The sequence below is a fragment of the Pseudomonas sp. D47 genome (assembly GCF_045447305.1).
Classification (GTDB): domain Bacteria; phylum Pseudomonadota; class Gammaproteobacteria; order Pseudomonadales; family Pseudomonadaceae; genus Aquipseudomonas.
The window spans coordinates 1-15,891 of sequence record NZ_JBJGXU010000093.1; the positions used below are offsets into that span (position 1 = coordinate 1).

The following is a 15,891-nucleotide window of genomic DNA, read 5'->3' on the forward strand; positions in this document are numbered from 1 at the left end:
AAGCAAGAGCACGGCGGCCTAGTAGCCGACCTGAGTGGTTGAAGCAAAAGCACAGCAGCACCACATCTACCTGAATGTAATGAGATCCCAATGTGGGAGCAGGCTTGCTCGCGAAAGCGGTGGGTCAGTCAGCTCATTTGTAACTGACCCACCGTATTCGCGAGCAAGTCGAATCGCCGCCGTGCTCTGTGTTTGATCTTGATCTGACAGGCCCCGTTAGCCACTCTGGCCGCACGGATTCAAGCCTTCGTTCCGGCACACCGAGCCTAGGCGAGGTGCCGAGTGGTGGGGCCGGCATTCCGGGCTCTTTTCCAAAAGTGACCCGCTGTAAGAGCCGTACCAATAGGGGCCGTTATCGCAGCAACGGATATGTACCCAGCGGCCCTGCGCCATGCTCATCTACGCCTTCTGGCTTGACGCTGTGCCGCAAAAAATCCGAGGCCGCTGATGGCCTCGGATTTTTTTGTGACGTTAGCGCTTACTCAAGGTGCGCCTACTGATTTTTAGCCTGCTCTTCTCCCAGCTTGAGGAACAGATCGTAATCCAGCGGCGGTTTGATCTCGGCTTTATCCAGATTGATCACGGCGCGGTTGTCTGCCTTGGCCTGATCGATCAACTCTCTACGCGTAAAGAGCTGCTCCTCTTTGGTCTTCAGGTGGCCGAAGCTGCTTTGTAATATCGGTGTATCGACGCGTAGGTAATGGAAATGTGCGTACCACAAGAGGGTTTCCTCAGGCGGTTTCTTAGCCTCAACTTTGCTTTTATCGCGCACGGTATATTCGTCGATATAGTCGCCCGTCTTGAGTAACTTGCGCCGTTTTGCCAAGTTGATATCAACAAACCCATGTCTCCACAGGTAGTCGACTTTGTAGGCTTGGGGGCGCTGCTGCAGGTAGCCTTCACTGCACATCTGACGGGCCTGCTTCTGTGTGTCGGCCGCCTCGTCGAGGTACGTCTGGATCAACGCGTCGGCGTTAGCGTGGGTGGCGTGGTTGCGGCGGATTTCATTGGCCAGGGCCTGCACGTGGTTCGCATGGTTGGACAGCATGGTGTCCCAGTCCAGCGGGGTGAGATCTTCGCGTCGTGTGGGGTCTTGGAGTTTTTTCTGCTGGGTGCGTATCGAGCGTTCGATTTTCGCCCTTTCGGTTTTCAGGGCGTGTGCGCTACGTTCAATCGTTCTCAACGAACGAATCGTCGGCGCTGCCGGCGGTGCTTGCGGCGCCGCCGGGACAACCTCGACCCACACCCCTTCAGCGGCGTGTTCGAGGTAAGTGGCCACGGTGGTTCCGGTGATCGGGTCCTTGATGTCGACAAAGTTGCCGGGGGCCTCGGTCTGAGGCGGGCGCAAATCCCCCACCAGCGTGTTTTTGTTGCGCGTCCTGAACACTCTGCGAGTGGCCGGTTTCGTGCGTGTGGGGCGTGGCTCGCTCGGCACAGGCGCGAACCCTTCCCTGCGCCTCAAGGCTGGCACGGGCGACGGCGAGTTGCTCCAGAAACTGCGCCCGATAGGCTTCGCGCACAAAGGCGGAGCCCATGTCAGTCAGTGAGTTGACCGCGTTTTCCAAGCGCTCATAGCGCGCAAGAACGCCCTCGAGCACGTCCATTTGTTCGCGCGCCGAGTAGCCACTGGTGGTGAGCATTTCCGTATGGGCCAGTATGCTGGCAGCGTTTTGGGGGGCGATCATGTCGAGGATGAACGGGTGTTCCGTTATGTCGCTGTCTGCAGAACTGCGATCCAGTACCAGCTCGATCAGGGTGTAGAGCATTTTTTGTTTCAGGGCGACTGAGGCGTTTCGATTATAGGGGTCGTCTTTCAACAGAAATTCGCGCAGTGCCGGATCGGCCTGTTTGAGGAGACTTTCAATTTTTTCTGCGGGCTCGAGCATCTGTTGGAACACTTGAAATTGCAGATTTTTGCTCTCGATGTACGTCTGATAGCCGTACACAACACGTTCGGACAGTTCTCGATTGACGCGTTCAGAGAGCTCTTCGTAATTTTCACCCTGATCAGTTTCAAAGGTATAGGAGAGTTTTTGCACCAGCACCTGATAGACCTCTGCCCAATAGGCATAGAGGCTTTTTGCGGCGATATTGCGGTCGTGTGTATGCTTGGGATCGGTCTTGTCGGCTTCCATCAGTTCGCCTGCCTTGGCTTCGATCAGCCGCATTTGCGCATTGACGGTCTCGGCGTTTTGCCGGTACTTATCGAAGGCAATCTCCCACTCGACCATGGCTTTAGCGGTTAACCCGCGCCTTTGCTCATGGCGCACGGCGATGCTGGCTTGCAGCCCGGCAATTGTGCTCGGGGTGTTGAGCCTTATCCAATCCTCGCGCAGGGCTCTTTTGCACTTGACCCACTCGGCACGGGCAAGCTCCATGGTTTTGTTTAACCCAACTGAAGCATTCGCCAACGGCAGCATTTCCTTATTGAGGCTCTGCAACTCTCGCTTGAGCGCGGCGATCCGATCGCGGTGTTTGCGCTGCCATTTATCCAGTTTTTCCCTGGGCATACCGCCCTCCAGCCGGGCCTTGCGCTCCAGCCGCCAATGCCCTTGACCGTCGCTGGCCAGCTTGAACCCGGGGCGCAGCGGGTGCTGTGGGTCAACCAGATACACCTCGCCGAAACCCGGCACCACGCTGACCTGGAACAGCAGCCCGCCGAGGCTGGCGTGCCAGGTAGCGCCAATGCGGTACAGCCCTTTGAACGCGCCGCCTGCCTCGGGAGGCGGCAAGGCGTCGGGCCAGGGCACGTGCACATCGAGCAACGCCTTCAGCAACCGTGCGCTGGCCTTTGGGGCGGCAATCGAGCGGCTGAAATCCAAGGGTGTGTGGCCGGTGGCCGGCGGCTCGCCGGGCAGCGCCACTGCGCCCTTGCGAATCAACGGCGTGCCGGGCTGATGGGCTTGGGCCGCAGCACGCCGCCAGGGCGCCAGGCGTAGCACGGTGTCTTGGGCCGCGAGTGGCTGACGGGTTTGGGGGGTGGGTGTCGCGGCGTGCAACAACACCATGGCGGCATTGAGCAGCAGGTCAATCAGCGCCAGCTCGCGGGTGGTCGAATCGCTGCTGTCCAGGCCTATCAGGTCCTGTTCCAGGCTGGCGACCAGTACCAGCAGCCAGCCGGCCAACATGGCCGGGCCGCGTACCAGTGGCAATACCAAGGTGTTGAACAGCAGCCAGGCGCCTTCCATCACAATGGCCCAGCGGCTTTCGCTGTTGGACACCGATTCGCGATCCGCCAGGTCCACCAGGGCCCGCGCGGTGCTGCCGAACACGTGGTTGAGCAGTTGGCCGTTGACTTGCGACTGCAACCATTCATCGGCGCCTTCATCGACGGCCAGCGTCGCCGGCGCGGGATGCTCCGGCGGGGAGAACTCATCCCCCGGCAGAAAGTGAATGATGTGCGGCTCTTTGAAGCCACCGTTATCGTAGACCGGCCGCGCCTTGTCGCTCAGCCACGCCAGCACACTGGTCTGCAACTCGCCGGGGGCGGCCAGCGCATTCAGCAAGGCTTGGCGTGTCGGGTATTGATACAAGGCCGCGCCATACAGGGGTCGATACAGCAGGTGCGGGCCGATGTGGGCGTCCCGGGGCTCGATGATGAAAACGTTGTTGACGGTATCCGGCACGGCACCGGTTTTGCGGCACAGGGCCAGGGGGCGTAGCACGATCTCCTGGCCGTCGACGACTCTGTCTGCTGGGGTTTCGCCCATCAAGGCTTTCACATACCGATAGCCAGTGGTGGTGACGCCGTATTGCTGCCTGATCGCATATTCCAGCGCCAGCATCGGCAGTTGGACCTTGAGTTCGCGGGCAAACAGTTGTTCCCGGCGGCGCGCGTCAACACTGTCGGACAGCAACAGGTCCTTGATCGTCTGCGGGTAGGTTGTGCCAATGTCCACCCGCTGGATCAAGCCTTGGCTGCCCAGCAGATAGGCTTCGTTCAGCCAGGCGGGAATCGTCGTGGCGCTTTTTGAAGACAGCGTCAGCGTGCCCTTTGGCTTGCCGGCGAGGTTTTTCAGGGCCAGTTCGGTCAGCGACATCCGCACATGTTCGATAATGCCCGTGGTGCCTGGATAACCAGCAGCCACGGCGAAGTCCAGTACCAGGTCATCGGGATCGTAATCCCCATGGTCGGTTTGCATCTGCTTGCGCAACGCGGCGCGGCTGAAGGCGTGGATGTTTTCGATGCCTTCGTTGAAAGAGCGTCCCTGGTTCTGTTTGATCACCTGCGCCATGTCTTGCAAATGGCGATGGTAGGCAAAGCGGTCATCGGCGCTGGCGTGTTTGAGCCACTGCGGAAGTTGCGCGTTAACCGTTTGCAAACGCTGCGGGGCGGCCTTGGGGGCGAGCGTGAACAGCAGGGCCGGATCGGTGAGTTTATCCAGCGTGCGTGCAAGCGCTTCTTCGCCTTGACCTTGAAATGACAAGGTTGCCAGGTCTTCCAGTTGCTGGTTGAGAATAAGCCCGGCTTGCTGTTCGAACACATTGCCGTCCGGTTCATTAAGCCGCCAGGTGAGGGTGTTGAACTGCAACTCAGCCTGCATCCTAGCGCCCCAGCTTTCGCCAAAGGCATCCAGTGAGGCAAACGGTGTGATTGCCCCGGCGACGCTGCACAGCAACACCTGCCTGTCGCGTATCAGCAGCAAGTCCGGCGTCAGCAGGCACACCTCCTGTGTGCCTGTCGACAGCGTGGTCTCAATGAAATACGCATACGTAGTAGGGGTGGAGCGGGGCAGGCGTTCCAGGCGCCCCGGCCAGGCGCAGGTGACCGCCAGCATGTCCCGTTGGGTATCGCTCAACGTTGAGGGGCTGCTTGCGGTTGCGCTCATTTGCCCCTGGAGAAACTCGCCGAGCCATTGCCAGCGACTGCTGCCGTGGCTGTCGGTGGCGCTCCAGAAGTCTGCCAGGTCCTGCTGGAAGTACAGGTAAAGCGAGCCAGGCAGCTCGGCGATGAGTTGCGCAACCGCCTGCATGTCGATGTCGGCCAGGCCACTGCCTGGCGCGGGCGAGAGGTAGAATGGCATTTCGCCACGGGGTCGCAGGTTCAGCAATTGCGGGTTCAGGACATGCGCAACGGCGACGTTGACCAGCAGTGGGAAGGCATAGCCACCGGTGGCGGTGGGGCTGGCCAGCTTGAGCGTGAGCAGGTCGAATGGCTGACTCGCAAAACGCTGTCGCAGCCCTGCATGCAGTGCTTTGAACACCACTGAAAACAAGGTGGGGCGCGCGGCGAAATGGGCATGAATGGCCTGGCTGGGCAATGGGCTCAGGGCCGTTGGGTGTTCGGGCATGACGAAATCCTTTTTCTGTAGAGGTCCTGCACAGAAAAGCGGATTTCGTCGTCACACGTGCGGCATTGGGATACCGCAACCCTGCTCCAGGTGTTTAGTTGTCGTAACCCAGGTTCGGCGCCAGCCAGCGCTCGGTCACAGCCAGGTCCTGGGCTTTACGGGCGGTGTAGCTTGTGACCTGGTCCTTGTCGACTTTGCCCACGGCAAAGTACTGCGCCTGTGGGTGGGCGAAGTACCAGCCGCTGACTGCTGCCGCCGGGAACATCGCGTAGTGCTCGGTGAGGAACACGCCACTGCGCCCGGCCTGCATTTCGCGTGCCTCAGGGTCGAGCAGTTGGAACAGCTGGGCTTTCTCGGTGTGATCCGGGCACGCCGGGTAGCCCGGGGCAGGGCGGATGCCGCTGTATTGCTCTTTGATCAGCGCCTCGTTGTCCAGTTGCTCGTCCTTGGCGTAGCCCCAATGCTCTTTACGCACCTGCTGGTGCAGCCATTCTGCGCAGGCTTCGGCGAGGCGGTCGGCCAGGGCCTTGACCATGATCGAGTTGTAGTCATCGCCCGCGTCCTGGTAGGCCTTGGCGACTTCTTCGGCACCGATGCCGGCGGTGGTGATGAAGCCACCGATGTAGTCGGTCACGCCGCTGTCTTTTGGCGCGACGAAGTCGGCCAGGGAGAAGTTCGGCTTGCCGTCGGTCTTGATGATTTGCTGGCGCAGGTGGTGCAGTTTGGCAATCGGCTGACCGTCTTCGCCGTAGACCTCCAGGTCATCTTCTTGCACCTGGTTGGTCGGCCAGAAACCGAACACCGCGCGGGCGCTGATAAGCTTCTCGTCGATCAGCTTGTTGAGCATTTCCTGGGCATCGGCGTACAGCGCGGTGGCGGCTTCACCGACCACTTCGTCGTCAAGGATGCGCGGGAACTTGCCGGCCAGGTCCCAGGAGATAAAGAACGGCGTCCAGTCGATGTACTCGGCCAGCACCTTGAGGTCGATATTGTCCAGCACCTTGGCACCGGTAAACGTCGGCTTGACCGGCGTGTAGGCGCTCCAGTCGAACTGCGGCTTCTTGGCGATGGCGGCGGGGTAGCTCAGGCGCTCGGTGCGCGCGCTGCGGTTCGAGGTACGCTCGCGCACGTCGATGTATTCCAAGCGGGTTTTCTCGACGAAGCCGGGCTTCAATTCCTTGGACAGCAACTGCGTGGCCACGCCCACTGCGCGCGAGGCGTCAGTCACGTAAATCACCGCGTCATTGCTGTACTTAGGCTCGATCTTCACCGCCGTGTGCGCTTTGGAGGTGGTCGCGCCACCGATCATCAACGGCAGGTGGAAGTCCTGGCGCTGCATCTCACGGGCCACGTGGACCATCTCGTCCAGCGACGGTGTGATCAGGCCGGACAGCCCGATGATGTCGCACTTCTGTTCCTTGGCCACCTGCAGGATCTTCTCCGCCGGTACCATCACGCCCAAATCGACGATGTCATAGCCGTTGCAACCGAGCACCACGCCGACAATGTTCTTGCCGATGTCGTGCACGTCACCTTTTACCGTCGCCATGAGGATCTTGCCCTTGGCTTCGGGCTTGTCGCCTTTTTCCAGCTCGATAAACGGGATCAAGTGGGCCACGGCCTGTTTCATCACCCGCGCGGATTTGACCACCTGGGGCAGGAACATTTTGCCGGCGCCAAACAGGTCGCCGACGATGTTCATGCCGGACATCAGCGGGCCTTCGATCACTTCGATTGGGCGCGCGAACGACTGCCGCGATTCTTCGGTATCTTCGACGATGTGCGTGGTGATGCCTTTGACCAGCGCATGTTCCAGGCGCTTGTTCACTGGCCAACCGCGCCATTCTTCGGTCTCGGCTTCTTTTACGCTGCCGTCGCCCTTGTACTTGTCGGCGATGGCGAGGAGGGCGTCGGTGCCTTCCGGGGTGCGGTTGAGCACCACGTCTTCCACCGCATCGCGCAGCTCGGCCGGGATCTGGTCGTAGATCTCCAGCTGCCCGGCGTTGACGATACCCATGCTCAGGCCGTTGCGGATCGCATACAGCAGGAACACCGAGTGGATCGCCTCACGCACCGGGTTGTTGCCCCGGAACGAGAACGACACGTTGGACACGCCACCCGAGGTCAGCGCATACGGCAGTTCGTCGCGGATGTAGGCACAGGCGTTGATAAAGTCGACGGCGTAGTTGTTGTGCTCTTCGATACCGGTGGCGACCGCGAAGATGTTCGGGTCGAAGATGATGTCTTCCGGCGGGAAGCCGACTTCATTCACCAGGATGTCGTAGGAACGTTTGCAGATCTCTTTTTTGCGCGCTTCGGTGTCGGCCTGGCCGGCTTCGTCAAAGGCCATCACTACCACGGCGGCGCCATAGCGCTTGCACAGCTTGGCGTGGTAAATGAACTGCTCGACGCCTTCCTTCATGCTGATGGAGTTGACGATGCCCTTGCCCTGGATGCATTTGAGGCCGGCCTCGATCACTTCCCACTTGGAGGAGTCGATCATGATCGGTACGCGGGAGATATCCGGTTCGCCGGCAATCAGATTGAGGAAGGTGACCATGGCCTTCTTCGAATCGAGCATGCCCTCGTCCATGTTGATGTCGATCACCTGGGCGCCGGCTTCCACCTGTTGCAGGGCGACTTCCAGGGCTTCGGTGTAGTTGTCTTCACGGATCAGGCGGGCAAAACGCGCGGAACCGGTGATGTTGGTGCGCTCGCCGACGTTGACGAACAACGAGCTGCGATCAATTGTGAACGGCTCCAGGCCCGACAGGCGGCACGCCTTGGGAATGTCCGGAATCGGGCGCGGCGCATAACCGGCAACGGCCTTGGCGATGGCTTCAATGTGGCCCGGTGTGGTGCCGCAGCAGCCGCCGACGATGTTCAAGAAGCCACTCTGGGCGAATTCTTCGATGACCTTGGCCGTTTCCGACGGCAATTCGTCGTACTCGCCGAACTCGTTGGGCAGGCCGGCGTTCGGGTGCGCGGAAACGTGGGTGTTGGCCTTGTTCGACAGCTCTTCCAGGTACGGACGCAGTTCGCTGGCACCCAAGGCGCAGTTCAGGCCCACCGACAGTGGCTTGGCGTGGCTGACCGAGTTCCAGAACGCTTCGGTGGTCTGGCCCGACAGGGTTCGGCCGGAGGCGTCGGTGATGGTCCCGGAGATCATGATCGGCAGTTCGACATTCAGTTCTTCGAACACGCCTTGCACGGCAAAGATCGCTGCTTTGGCGTTTAGGGTGTCGAAGATGGTTTCGATCAGGATCAGGTCGGCGCCGCCCTCGATCAGGCCTTTGGTGGCCTCGGTGTAGTTTTCTACCAGTTCATCAAAGGTCACGTTGCGGTAGCCGGGGTTGTTCACGTCCGGCGACAGCGAGCAAGTACGGCTGGTAGGGCCGAGCACGCCGGCGACGAAACGCGGCTTGGCCGGGTTTTCCAGGGTCTTGGCGTCGGCGACTTTGCGCGCCAGTCGCGCGCCTTCTACGTTCAGCTCAAAGGCCAGTTCTTCCATGCCGTAATCGGCCATGGAAATGCGCGTGGCGTTGAACGTGTTGGTTTCCAGAATGTCGGCGCCGGCATCCAGGTAGGCTTTTTCGATGCCGCCGATCACGTCCGGACGGGTGAGCACCAGCAGGTCGTTGTTGCCCTTGACGTCGCTCGGCCAGTCGGCGAAGCGTTTGCCGCGGTAGTCGTTTTCCTCAAGCTTGTAGCTCTGGATCATCGTGCCCATACCGCCGTCGAGGATCAGGATACGTTCCTTGAGGGCTTGGTGAAGGGCTTGCAGACGAGCGCTACGATCGGACATGGGACTACTCTGGTCAGGCATTTCGGAGGGGGTGAATCATAGCAAACCTGTGCCGATTTAGAGCATGCCCAGGTTTTGCATGAATATCGTTCATGTTGGAGGCGGTCATGGCCCGGTAGAATCGCCGGCACTTCTCTATCGCTCGCATTGAATCGGGACCGGATACATGTCACTTCGTCTTATCGTCAGCGCCGTACTGGCCTTGATTGCCAGTACTGCCCAGGCAGACGCTTTACCGGTCAACAGCCCCGCCCCGGCGATTTCCTATACCCGTGACGTGCAGCCGATCTTCACCGAAAAGTGCGTGGCCTGCCACGCCTGCTACGACTCCGCCTGCCAGCTCAACCTGGGCAGCGCCGAGGGCGCGGCCCGTGGTGCCAGCAAAACACCGGTTTACGACGGCGAGCGCAGCCAGGCTGCGCCGACCACGCGGCTGTTCTATGACGCGTTCGGCAAACAAGCCTGGCAGCAGAAGGGCTTCTATTCGGTACTCGACGCCCAAGGCAGCCAGGCCGCCTTGATGGCGCGCATGCTGGAGTTGGGGCATAACGCGCCGCTGCAACCGAATGCCAAGCTGCCCGACGAGATCGTGCTGGGCCTGAATCGCGAGAACCTGTGCGCCATGCCCGGCGAGTTCAATGCCTACGCAGGCAGCCATCCCAAGGAAGGCATGCCGCTGGCGGTCACCGGCCTGACCGACCAGCAATACCAGACCCTGCAACGTTGGCTCGCCTCCGGTGCGCCGATTGATGAGCAAGGCCTGGCGCCCAGCGCCAAGGAAGCCTTGCAAGTGCAGCAGTGGGAAAACCTGTTCAACCAGCCCGGCGCCCGCGAAAGCCTGGTGGCGCGCTGGTTGTATGAGCATCTATACCTGGCGCACATTTACTTTGAGAACGGCGAGCCGGGGCATTTCTTCCAATGGGTACGTTCGCGCACGCCAAGCGGCCAGCCGATCGACCTGATCGCCACCCGCCGCCCCAACGATGACCCGGGCACCCAGGTGTATTACCGCCTGTGGCCGGTGCAGGGTGTGATCGTGCATAAAACCCACATCACGTACCCGTTCAGCGCGGCAAAAATGGCGCGGATCAAAGCGCTGTTCTACGCCGGTGACTGGCAAGTCAACGCCTTGCCGGGCTACGGCCCCGGGCGCCGGGCCAATCCGTTCGAGACGTTCGAGGCGATTCCGGCCAAAGCGCGCTACCAATTTATGCTCGATAACGCCGAATACTTCGTGCGCACCTTTATTCGTGGGCCGGTGTGCCGTGGGCAGATTGCTACGGATGTGATTCGCGACAACTTCTGGACCCTGTTCCAGGACCCGGACCACGACCTGTACATCACCGATGCGCGTTATCGCGGCCAGGCCACGCCATTGCTGGCGATGCCGGGGCAGAACGACGACGTGGGCAGCGTGCTCAGCCTGTGGTTGGCGTATCGCGACAAGCGCAACCAATACGAAGCCTTGCGCCGTGACAGCTACGCTGATTTGCCGCCACCGAGTTGGTCCAGCCTGTGGGCCGGTAATGACAATGCCTTGTTGAGCATTTTCCGCCACTTCGACAGCGCTTCGGTGAACAAGGGCTTGATCGGTGAGGTACCGCAGACGATGTGGCTGTTTGACTATCCGCTGCTGGAGCGCACCTATTATCAGTTGGCGGTGAACTTCGATGTGTTCGGCAACGTGTCCCATCAAGCCCAGACCCGGCTGTACTTCGACCTGATCCGCAATGGCGCCGAGCAGAACTTCCTGCGCCTGATGCCGGCGGATACTCGCGATGATTTTATGGATGATTGGTACCAGAACAGCGGCAAACTCAAGCTGTGGCTGGACTATGAAGCTATTGATGACGACAAACCGAGCGGGCTGCATTTGGATGAAAAGGATCCGAAGCGAGATTTTGCCAACCAGTTGTTGACGCGCTATGGCAACCTGAACGCTAGTCCGGATCCGATCAACCGCTGTACCGGGGCCTATTGCTCGCGCGATGGGATTGATCCAGCGTTACAGGATGCGGAGCAGGCGCTGAGCCGTCTGACGTCGCGGCCGGCGGCGGGGCTCAAGGTGATTGATCAGTTGCCTGAGGCTACGATGCTGCGGGTTGAGACGGCCAATGGTCAGCGGGTGGTTTACAGCCTGCTGCGTAATCGGGCGCACAGTAATGTGGCGTTTTTGTTGGGTGAGGCTTATCGCTATCAGCCGGGGTTGGACACGTTGACTGTCTATCCGGGCGTGCTGAGCAGTTACCCGAACTTCATGTTCAATATTCCGGCGCAGCAAGTGCCGGAGTTTGTGGCAGCGATGGAGAATGCCAAGGATGCCAAGCGGTTTGAGAAGATTGTCGACCGTTGGGGCATACGCCGCAGCCATCCGCAGTTCTGGCAGTACTTTCACGACTTGTCACAGTACATGCGCGAAACCACGCCGGTGGAAGAGGGGGTTCTGGACATGAACCGGTATGAGAACCTATAAGTATTGCAGTGACTCAGTCATCTCTCTAAGCGAGTGCTGAAGCAGTCGGGTATCTATCTTGCGGGATTGGAACAGGTATTCCGATGATGCTGATTTCAGTGCAGGCGCTACGCGCCTTGGCAGCGTGGGTGGTGGTGGGGCACCACTTCATGCAGGTTTTTTTCAACTTTGAGGTCCATGGCCCGCTGGAGTATCTGTTTGCCGACAAAGGCGCCGTTGGCGTGGATATTTTCTTTGTCATCAGTGGCCTGGTGATTTTCCTTGCGAGCGCAGACAAAGCCCTGACACCGTGGCGTTTTATGCTTATGCGCGTGGCAAGGATCGCGCCGGCATATTGGTTCTATACCCTGCTCATGGCCCTGCTGATCGTGGCGGTGCCCGCGATGTTCCCAAATGATGAGTGGGTGCTGAGCCACGTGGCCCTGTCGATGCTGTTTATCCCTGCCCAGCACCCCGCGGGCTTTGGGATCTATCCGCTGTTGGACGTCGGCTGGACCCTCAACTTCGAGATGCTGTTTTATCTTCTGTTCGCCTTGGCCTTGTGGGTTCGTACGTCGTATCGGTTTTGGGTGGTGGCCGGGCTGCTCTATCTTGTGTGCGGCATCATCAGTCCGGCTTTGAACCTGGCCGGCGGTTTTTACAGCAACGACATTGTCCTGGAGTTTCTGATGGGCATTGTGATCGGCATGCTGTATCGCCGTGGTCTGTGCCGGGCCAGGGCGTGGCTGCCGTTGTTGGGTATCGTGGGTGCGTTAGTAGCGATTTATATCGGCGCAGATGTACCCCGTTCGCTGGAGTGGGGCGTGCCCAGCGCGGTACTCGTCATCAGCTGTGTGACACTGGAGCCTTACTTCAAGGGCTCGCGCCTGTTGAAGATGCTCGGGGATTGCTCTTATTCGGTGTATTTGATCCACACGATGGTGCTGTACGCTGGGCGATGGGCTGCGGAACACACGGGCATAGACCCTTATGCGATCCTGCCCGTTTGCATCGCAGTGACGGCATTGTGTGCATTTGCGAGCTACCAATGGCTGGAAAAGGGCAGCTATCGCGTGTTCAAGCGTTGGTTTGGCATGGATGACCCGACACGCCTTTCCCGACAAAAACACTAGGACTTTGTGCCTCTGTAATGTTTGGCGTAAACTGCCCGCAAGCCTGTGAGGAGTTTCCATGACTGCCATAACCATTACCGACGCCGCCCACGATTACCTGGCTGACCTGCTGTCCAAGCAGAACACCCCGGGTATCGGCATCCGCGTCTTCATCACCCAGCCCGGCACCCAATACGCCGAGACTTGCATCGCCTACTGCAAGCCTGGGGAAGAAAAACCTGAAGACACCGCCCTGGGGCTCAAAAGCTTCACCGCGTACATCGACAACTTCAGCGAAGCTTTCCTCGACGACGCCGTGGTCGACTACGCCACCGACCGCATGGGCGGCCAGTTGACCATCAAGGCGCCCAACGCCAAGGTGCCAAACGTCAACGCCGACAGCCCGGTCAACGAGCGCATCAACTACTACCTGCAAACCGAAATCAACCCGGGGCTGGCCAGCCACGGCGGGCAGGTCAGCTTGATCGACGTCGTGGAAGACGGTATCGCCGTACTCAAATTCGGCGGTGGCTGCCAAGGCTGCGGCCAGGCGGACGTGACCCTGCGCGAAGGCATCGAGCGCACCCTGCTTGAGCGCATTCCTGAGCTCAAGGGCGTACGTGACGTGACTGACCACACGCAGAAAGAAAACGCCTACTACTGAGTAAGGTGTTCACTGCGAACAAAAAACGGCGCCCCGTGAGCGCCGTTTTTTTATGTATGAAATTCAATACTTTGCAATATATATCTAACAAAGATGATCAACTGTGTTTTATCAGGGCCGATAGAGGTGCGCGTGACCCGCGCGATACAGCGACGACTCGCTGAAGCTGTCGTTCGCCAGCACCCGACCCACCACAATCAGCGCCGTACGACGGAAACCCTTGGCGGCCACTTTCTCGGCAATGTCCACCAACGTACCCACCACCCAATCCTGATCCGGCCACGTCGCGCGGTGCACCACGGCAATCGGGCAATCCGCACCGTAATGCGGCAGCAGCTCAGCAACGATCTTCTCCAGATGATTAACCCCCAAGTGAATCGCCATGGTCGTGCCGTGGCGCGCCAGGCTGTCGAAATCCTCACCGGCCGGCATGCTGGTTTTATCGGCGTAGCGGGTCAGGATCACGCTTTGGGCGATATCCGGCAGGGTCAGCTCCGTCTCCAGCAATGCCGCGCAGGCCGCCACCGCCGTGACGCCTGGAATGATCTGAAAGGGGATATTCAACTCACGCAAATGACGGATTTGCTCACCAATCGCCCCATACAGGCTGGGGTCGCCGGAGTGTACGCGCGCCACATCATGGCCCTTAGCATGGGCCGCCTTGATCAAGTCAATGATCTGCTCCAGGTGCAATTCGGCGCTGTTAACCACCTGTTCCGCCTGATGGCCCTCCAATACCGCCGCCGGCACCAGCGAGCCGGCATAGATGATCACCGGGCAGCTGCGGATCAGCCGCTGGCCTTTGACGGTGATCAATTCCGGGTCGCCGGGGCCGGCGCCGATGAAGTAGACGGTCATGGGAGTTCCTGTTGAAAATCGGGCGAGCATGAAGATTGCTCATGATCGAGAAGGGCGATTATCGGGTTTTTAGTCGGCGCAGGCTAATGCAAAGGTGGCCTGGGCGACTTTTTTGCGCGTGATCAGCAGGCGGGCAGGGCCGTGGGAGAGCTGTTCAGCCAAGGCCAGCGCGGCGCTTTCGGCGATGCCGTAACAGCCGGTATGGGCAAAAGCGACCTCTGATTTGTGGCTAAGACGGTGTTCAAAAACCGTCAATTGTGCGGCGCTGAAACAGTGCAATGGCAGGTTCAGCACCTTTGCTAGAGCGAGCAGCCCAGGTTCATTCTGCTTGCGGTCAAGACTGGCCAGCGCGGTGATGCGATGGCGTTCGATACTGCCCTCGGCGAGGGCAGTGTCGAGCAGGCCCAGCAGGGTGTGAACATCACAGCCCCGCTGGCAACCCAGGCCGACCACCAGGGTCATGCCGAGTATTGACCGTCGCGGTTGCGGCGGAACAGCCAAGCGCTGATCAGACCCAAGGCCAGCCAGAAGGCGACGTTGGTCAGCTGCGAAGCGATTTTGAATTGTGCTTCCAACGCTTCTGGAGCCAGCATCGAATGCACTTCAGGCTGCGGCGCACCGATCAGATGCGGCACGGCCAGGATCGCCACGCCCAACACTTTGAGCAGCCAGCTGCGGCCAAACACCAGCAGCGCGATACCGGTAGCGGTGGACGCAGCCGTGCCAATCCACCAGACCTGACGTTGGGCCAGGTCAGCGGCGGCGGTGCCCGGCAACTCCGGCGGCAGGCCCAGGGTCGGCGCGAGTACAAACGTCGCGTAACCGGCCAAGCCCCACAGCAAGCCTTGAGCCGTGCGGGTCGGTGCGCGCAAGGTATAGAGACCGGCCAGCATCAGGGCAAAACCAACCGCCACCACCAGATTACCGCCGGTAGTCGACAACACACGTTGCCAGCCGTTTTCCGGCTCCCAGGCTTCCGCGTCGTGGGTGTGAGCGGCGGCGCCTTGTGCATGTTCATGGGGCATTACTTCGGCAGCGGCCGGGGCGTTTTCAAAGGTTTCCGCCTGCAGAATCAGCGGGGCGACCCAGAAGCTTTGCAGCAGAGTCAGCAACAGGGCGGCCAGCAAGCCGGTGAAGCCTGCGGTTTGGGCGATACGCTTGATCATGTCGGCAGGTCTCAGTGGCACGGGAACGCGGCGCTGTGGCGGGTATCGTGGGCGGCGTTGTGCACCGCTTCGATATGCGAGAAACCGGCGAAATACACCAGGCACGCGCCGAGGATCGACGCACCGATGGCGGCGGTCAGGCGTTGGCTCAGGGTGGTGGTGCTGCTGGCGGTGTGAGAGGTGCTGCTGATGATCGACATGGCGCGTCCCTTCTGGGTGTCAGGGTGAAACGAGCGCATGGAAACCCCGCGAGCCGGGCACGCGGGGTTCTGAACAGCGCCCGCCCACCGCGGGTTTGTTATCTGATTTTTCGGGCCGGTCTCCGGGCTTGCGAGGGACACTGGGTCTAAAAAGCATCGCCTTCCCATGCCTTGCAGGCACAGTGGCTGTGACGCTTCGCTCGCTTACCGTTGCGGGGGCAGCACCGGACTGGTCATGTATGCATGATTTACCGGTTTCCCGTTTCACCCTGTGAAGGGCACCCGAAACAAGATGTGTAGGAGAGCATGGGGGTGGGAGGGGAGTCAATTGGGAGTTTTTTTG

General features: G+C 60.1%; 10 protein-coding genes and 1 riboswitch. Of the genes, 3 read left to right on the forward strand and 7 right to left on the reverse strand.

From position 1 onward, the window contains the following. Positions 1-493: 493 nt before the first annotated feature. The 3 genes from ACI77I_RS30120 to metH all read right to left on the reverse strand — a co-directional run bounded on the left by ACI77I_RS30120 (position 494) and on the right by metH (position 9,096). Positions 494-1,348 carry a hypothetical protein gene (locus tag ACI77I_RS30120; protein WP_406999819.1) on the reverse strand — a complete coding sequence of 285 codons (855 nt, stop codon included), beginning with the start codon at positions 1,346-1,348 and terminating at the stop codon, positions 494-496. Further along, positions 1,251-5,291, reverse strand: coding sequence for a hypothetical protein (locus tag ACI77I_RS30125; RefSeq protein ID WP_406999821.1), 4,041 nt, complete (start codon positions 5,289-5,291; stop codon positions 1,251-1,253). Before ACI77I_RS30125 ends, ACI77I_RS30120 begins: the two co-directional genes overlap by 98 nt. Positions 5,292-5,385: 94 nt before the next feature. Beyond that, positions 5,386-9,096 carry a methionine synthase gene (gene metH, locus ACI77I_RS30130; RefSeq protein ID WP_406999823.1) on the reverse strand — a complete coding sequence of 1,237 codons (3,711 nt, stop codon included), beginning with the start codon at positions 9,094-9,096 and terminating at the stop codon, positions 5,386-5,388. A gap of 166 nt (positions 9,097-9,262) precedes the next feature. Between metH and ACI77I_RS30135 the strand changes: the two genes are divergently transcribed. From ACI77I_RS30135 to nfuA, 3 genes are all read left to right on the forward strand, one after another. After that, positions 9,263-11,569 carry a fatty acid cis/trans isomerase gene (locus ACI77I_RS30135; RefSeq protein WP_406999825.1) on the forward strand — a complete coding sequence of 769 codons (2,307 nt, stop codon included), beginning with the start codon at positions 9,263-9,265 and terminating at the stop codon, positions 11,567-11,569. An 86-nt stretch (positions 11,570-11,655) separates the two neighbouring features. Then, positions 11,656-12,681 carry an acyltransferase gene (locus ACI77I_RS30140; protein WP_242156041.1) on the forward strand — a complete coding sequence of 342 codons (1,026 nt, stop codon included), beginning with the start codon at positions 11,656-11,658 and terminating at the stop codon, positions 12,679-12,681. Between the two features lie 58 nt (positions 12,682-12,739). Beyond that, entirely contained in the window at positions 12,740-13,324 is a 585-nt protein-coding gene (gene nfuA, locus ACI77I_RS30145; RefSeq protein WP_017136914.1) for a Fe-S biogenesis protein NfuA, read from the forward strand. 111 nt (positions 13,325-13,435) lie between these two features. On the opposite strand, the gene cobM is transcribed toward nfuA, so the two are convergent. From cobM to ACI77I_RS30165, 4 genes are all read right to left on the reverse strand, one after another. Beyond that, positions 13,436-14,182, reverse strand: a complete 747-nt coding sequence (gene cobM / locus ACI77I_RS30150) for a precorrin-4 C(11)-methyltransferase (RefSeq protein WP_406999827.1) — start codon at positions 14,180-14,182, stop codon at positions 13,436-13,438. A gap of 69 nt (positions 14,183-14,251) precedes the next feature. Then, on the reverse strand, positions 14,252-14,644 hold the full coding sequence (locus ACI77I_RS30155) for a cobalamin biosynthesis protein (protein ID WP_242155721.1): 393 nt from the start codon (positions 14,642-14,644) through the stop codon (positions 14,252-14,254). Then, positions 14,641-15,348 (reverse strand): CbtA family protein, encoded by a 708-nt coding sequence (locus tag ACI77I_RS30160; RefSeq protein ID WP_406999829.1) that lies wholly within the window; start codon positions 15,346-15,348, stop codon positions 14,641-14,643. The genes ACI77I_RS30155 and ACI77I_RS30160 overlap by 4 nt, the downstream gene beginning before the upstream one ends. Positions 15,349-15,359: 11 nt before the next feature. Beyond that, the gene (locus tag ACI77I_RS30165; protein ID WP_242155723.1) at positions 15,360-15,548 is read right to left on the reverse strand and encodes a CbtB-domain containing protein; all 189 of its coding nucleotides are present in this window, start codon (positions 15,546-15,548) and stop codon (positions 15,360-15,362) included. Positions 15,549-15,643: 95 nt separating this feature from the next. Then, positions 15,644-15,849: riboswitch (cobalamin riboswitch) on the reverse strand. Positions 15,850-15,891 lie beyond the last annotated feature (42 nt).

Excerpts from the sequence above, each read along its gene's own strand:
- ACI77I_RS30125 (WP_406999821.1), bottom strand. The coding sequence starts at position 5,291 with ATGCCCGAACACCCAACGGCCCTGAGCCCATTGCCCAGCCAGGCCATT.
- metH (WP_406999823.1), bottom strand. The coding sequence starts at position 9,096 with ATGTCCGATCGTAGCGCTCGTCTGCAAGCCCTTCACCAAGCCCTCAAG.
- ACI77I_RS30135 (WP_406999825.1), top strand. The coding sequence starts at position 9,263 with ATGTCACTTCGTCTTATCGTCAGCGCCGTACTGGCCTTGATTGCCAGT.
- ACI77I_RS30140 (WP_242156041.1), top strand. The coding sequence starts at position 11,656 with ATGCTGATTTCAGTGCAGGCGCTACGCGCCTTGGCAGCGTGGGTGGTG.
- nfuA (WP_017136914.1), top strand. The coding sequence starts at position 12,740 with ATGACTGCCATAACCATTACCGACGCCGCCCACGATTACCTGGCTGAC.
- cobM (WP_406999827.1), bottom strand. The coding sequence starts at position 14,182 with ATGACCGTCTACTTCATCGGCGCCGGCCCCGGCGACCCGGAATTGATC.
- ACI77I_RS30155 (WP_242155721.1), bottom strand. The coding sequence starts at position 14,644 with ATGACCCTGGTGGTCGGCCTGGGTTGCCAGCGGGGCTGTGATGTTCAC.
- ACI77I_RS30160 (WP_406999829.1), bottom strand. The coding sequence starts at position 15,348 with ATGATCAAGCGTATCGCCCAAACCGCAGGCTTCACCGGCTTGCTGGCC.
- ACI77I_RS30165 (WP_242155723.1), bottom strand. The coding sequence starts at position 15,548 with ATGTCGATCATCAGCAGCACCTCTCACACCGCCAGCAGCACCACCACC.